This is a genomic window from Bradyrhizobium sp., assembly GCF_019242285.1.
Taxonomy (GTDB): Bacteria; Pseudomonadota; Alphaproteobacteria; order Rhizobiales; family Xanthobacteraceae; genus Bradyrhizobium.
Genome location: NZ_JAFAVV010000773.1, coordinates 1 through 3,456, shown reverse-complemented (window position 1 = coordinate 3,456; position 3,456 = coordinate 1). Strand labels below are relative to the sequence as shown.

Here is a 3,456-nt window from a genome sequence, read left to right as displayed (position 1 = left end):
CGCATCGCGCTCTACGGCCCGGCGGCGCTCACCGCGCTGGCGGCGCGCTTTGGCGAACTCGGCCACGCCCTGCCGAAGCCGTCGTTCTACGCCGTTCACGCCGAGCCGAAACGCTTCTTCGAGCCGTCGGACTTCTCGGCGCTGCTTGAGGACCCGGCCGTCATCGGCCTGCACATTTCCGGCAAGGGCCGCAGCAAGCAGCCGCCGATCCCCGGGAGCCTGTTTGCCTGGGCGGCGGAGCGGTTCGGCCCCTGCGCCACCGTTTGATCCATCGCAACGCGGGCGGCGTTCAGCGGATAGGTGCCTCCCGCTCACGATGGGCGGCGCTCCGCGCCGACGCGGTGCGGGTGATGACAGTGTGCCAAGTGAAACAGCCCGCGTGCTTCACAGAAGCGCGAGCAAACGAGCACTCAGCCCATCTTCTCGATCGCGTCGGCGATCGCGATCGTCCGCTTGGCCATCTCGGCATGCAGCCGCTCCACCATGCGGCCGTCGAGCTGGATCGCGCCGCGCGCGGCATTCTCGGGCAATTCGAACGCCGCGATGATCTTGCGCGCCTCGGCCACCTCCTCCGCCGGCGGGGTGAAGATGGCGTTGCAGGCGTCGATATGGCTCGGATGAATCAGCGTCTTGCCGTCGAAACCGAGATCGCGCCCCTGCGCGCATTCGGCGGCGAAGCCGTCGACATTGCCGATGTCGCTGTAGGGCCCATCCAGGAAGTCGAGGCCATGCGCACGCGCCGCGAGGATGCAATGGGTGATGATCGGGACGAGGGCCGCGCGGTCCGGCAGCATCCTGATCCGCGTCTCCCGCGACAGGTCGTTCGGCCCGAACACGAAGCCGGCGAGCCGCGTTTTTGGATCACGCGCGGCGCCCGCGAGCCGGTCCGCATCGAGCACCGCGCGCGCGGTCTCGATCATGGCCCACACCTTGATCGTGGCCGGCGCGCCGACCTCGCCGAGCCGCGCGCCGATCCTGCCGAGATCCTCGACGGTGGAAATCTTCGGCACCAGGATGCCGTCGGGCTCGACGGCGCCCGCCATCGCGACGTCGTCGCGCCAGAACGGCGTGTCGAGCCCGTTGGTCCGGACCCAGACCTCCCGTTTGCCAAACCCTTTCGCCTGCACCGCCTGCGCGATCTGCTCCCGCGCCTTGACCTTGGCGTCAGGCGCGACCGAGTCCTCGAGATCGAGGATCAGGCCGTCGGCCGGCAGGTTGCGGGCCTTCTCCAGCGCCCGCGCATTCGATCCCGGCATGAACAAGAGGCTGCGGCGCGGACGGGTCATGACGGGTTCCTTCGATTATGGTCCGGGCAAGGCGATAGCATTTCGCCTGCCTAATCGAAAGGCTTGTTCATATCCGCGCCATATGGTTTGGCTTGAAACCATGATTACGTTCCCGCAGCGCCTGCTCGACGGCTACCGGACCTTCGCGACCCAGCGGCTGCCGACCGAGCAATCGCGCTATCGCGAATTGTCGGAGCGCGGCCAGTCGCCGGAGGTCATGGTGATCGGCTGCTGCGATTCCCGCGTCTCGCCGGAGGTGATCTTCGATGCGAGCCCCGGCGAGCTGTTCGTGGTGCGCAACATCGCCAATTTGGTGCCGGTGTATCAGCCGGACAGCGCGGCCCACGGCGTCTCGGCGGCGCTGGAATATGCCGTCAACGTGCTGCACATCAGGAACATCGTGGTGCTCGGCCACGCCCAATGCGGCGGCATCCGCGCCTTCATCGACAAGATCCAGCCGCTGTCGCCCGGCGACTTCATCGGCAAATGGATGGCGATGTTCATCAAGCCCGGCGAGGTGGTAGAACAGCGCCCGCACGAGAGCCTGCAGGACTTCGTCACCCGCATCGAGAAGGCGGCCGTGTTCCGCTCGCTCGAGAACCTGACGACCTTCCCGTTCGTGCGCACGCGGGTCGAGAGCGGCGAATTGCAGCTCCACGGCGCCTATTTCGGCGTCGCCGAGGGCTCGCTGTTCGTGCTCGACAAGGCGACCAAGGAATTCAAGAGCGCGCGGGACGCTGTGATTGCGTAGGTGGGCCAAGCGGCCACGCATGCCGATGCGCGCCACGCAAAAGAGAGAACGTGCCCACCATTGCAAGCCGAGCTGTAGAGAGAATGGTGGGCACAGCGCTTGCGCGCTTTAGCCCACCCTTGTAAACTACCACCCTACGGACTATTCGGCCTTCTCGCTTCCCCACCGATCCGACAGCGCCAGGATCAGCGTCGAGACCACGAACACCAGGTGCACGCCGACCAGCCAGCCGAGCCTGGTCGCATCGAACACCGCATCGATATTCATGAACGCCTTCAATACCTGGATCGCCGAGATCGCGACGATGGAGGCCAAGAGCTTCTGCTTCAGCCCGGCGAAATCGACCTTGGTCATCCATTCCGGCCAGTCCGGATGGCCGCCGGGATCGATCCGCGAGACGAAGTTCTCGTAGCCGGAGAAGACCACGATCAGCACGAGGTTGCCGGTCAGCGACACGTCGATCAGACTGAGCACGCCGAGGATGATGTCGCTCTCCTTGGCCGATGGCGCGTGCAGGATGAACTCCCACAGCAGCATCGCGAACTTGAACAGCAGCACCGCAAGGCTGACGACGAGGCCGATGTAGAATGGCGCCATCAGCCAGCGGCTATTGAACAGCACGCCTTCGAGTCCGCGTTCGACCCGCTTCAGCGTCGGATTGGGCCGGTACGCCGGCTGCTCGGACATGCTCCGGCTCCCGAGCGGTACCTACGCCGCCTTCTTCTTGGCGCTGATCAGCTTGCGGTTGATCAGCACCTCGGCGATCTGGATCGCGTTCAGCGCCGCGCCCTTGCGCAGATTGTCCGAGACGCACCATAGCGCGAGGCCGTTCTCGACGGTCGCATCCTCGCGGATGCGGCTGATATAGGTGGCGTCCTCGCCCGCCGCCTCGTAGGGCGTGGCGTAGCCGCCCGCCTCCTGCTTGTCGATGACGAGGCAGCCCGGCGCCTTGCGCAGGATGTCGCGCGCCTCGTCGGCCGTGATCGGACGCTCGAACTCGATGTTGATGGCTTCCGAATGGCCGACGAACACCGGCACCCGCACGCAGGTGGCGGAGAGCCTGATCTTGGGATCGAGGATCTTCTTGGTCTCCGCCATCATCTTCCACTCTTCCTTGGTGTAGCCGTCCTCCATGAAGACGTCGATGTGGGGGATGACGTTGAAGGCGATCCGCGCCGGGAATTTCTTGGCGACCAGCTCGTCGTTGGTGTAGACCGCCTTGGTCTGCGAGAACAGTTCGTCCATCGCGTCCTTGCCGGCGCCCGACACCGATTGATAGGTCGAAACCACCACGCGCTTGATGGTGGCGGCATCGTGCAGCGGCTTTAGCGCCACCACGAGCTGCGCGGTCGAGCAGTTGGGGTTGGCGATGATGTTCTTCTTGCCGAAGCCAGCCGCGGCGTCGGCGTTGACCTCCGG

General features: G+C 65.5%; 4 protein-coding genes and 1 pseudogene. 2 read left to right on the top strand and 3 right to left on the bottom strand.

From position 1 onward, the window contains the following. A pseudogene (locus JOY90_RS31510) lies at positions 1–267 on the top strand (hypothetical protein); the annotation flags it as partial. Positions 268–410: 143 nt separating this feature from the next. Here JOY90_RS31510 and JOY90_RS31505 read toward each other — a convergent pair. After that, entirely contained in the window at positions 411–1,286 is an 876-nt protein-coding gene (locus JOY90_RS31505; RefSeq protein ID WP_291694996.1) for a CoA ester lyase, read from the bottom strand. Positions 1,287–1,386: 100 nt separating this feature from the next. On the opposite strand from JOY90_RS31505, the gene JOY90_RS31500 reads away from it, so the two are divergent. Continuing rightward, the gene (locus JOY90_RS31500; RefSeq protein WP_291694995.1) at positions 1,387–2,037 is read left to right on the top strand and encodes a carbonic anhydrase; all 651 of its coding nucleotides are present in this window, start codon (positions 1,387–1,389) and stop codon (positions 2,035–2,037) included. 141 nt (positions 2,038–2,178) lie between these two features. Here JOY90_RS31500 and JOY90_RS31495 read toward each other — a convergent pair whose 3' ends face one another. Further along, positions 2,179–2,724 carry a TIGR00645 family protein gene (locus JOY90_RS31495; protein ID WP_291694994.1) on the bottom strand — a complete coding sequence of 182 codons (546 nt, stop codon included), beginning with the start codon at positions 2,722–2,724 and terminating at the stop codon, positions 2,179–2,181. 21 nt (positions 2,725–2,745) lie between these two features. Continuing rightward, the coding region (locus JOY90_RS31490) for an aspartate-semialdehyde dehydrogenase (RefSeq protein WP_291694993.1) at positions 2,746–3,456 on the bottom strand (711 nt) is incomplete at its 5' end.

Excerpts from the sequence above, each read along its gene's own strand:
- JOY90_RS31505 (WP_291694996.1), bottom strand. The coding sequence starts at position 1,286 with ATGACCCGTCCGCGCCGCAGCCTCTTGTTCATGCCGGGATCGAATGCG.
- JOY90_RS31500 (WP_291694995.1), top strand. The coding sequence starts at position 1,387 with ATGATTACGTTCCCGCAGCGCCTGCTCGACGGCTACCGGACCTTCGCG.
- JOY90_RS31495 (WP_291694994.1), bottom strand. The coding sequence starts at position 2,724 with ATGTCCGAGCAGCCGGCGTACCGGCCCAATCCGACGCTGAAGCGGGTC.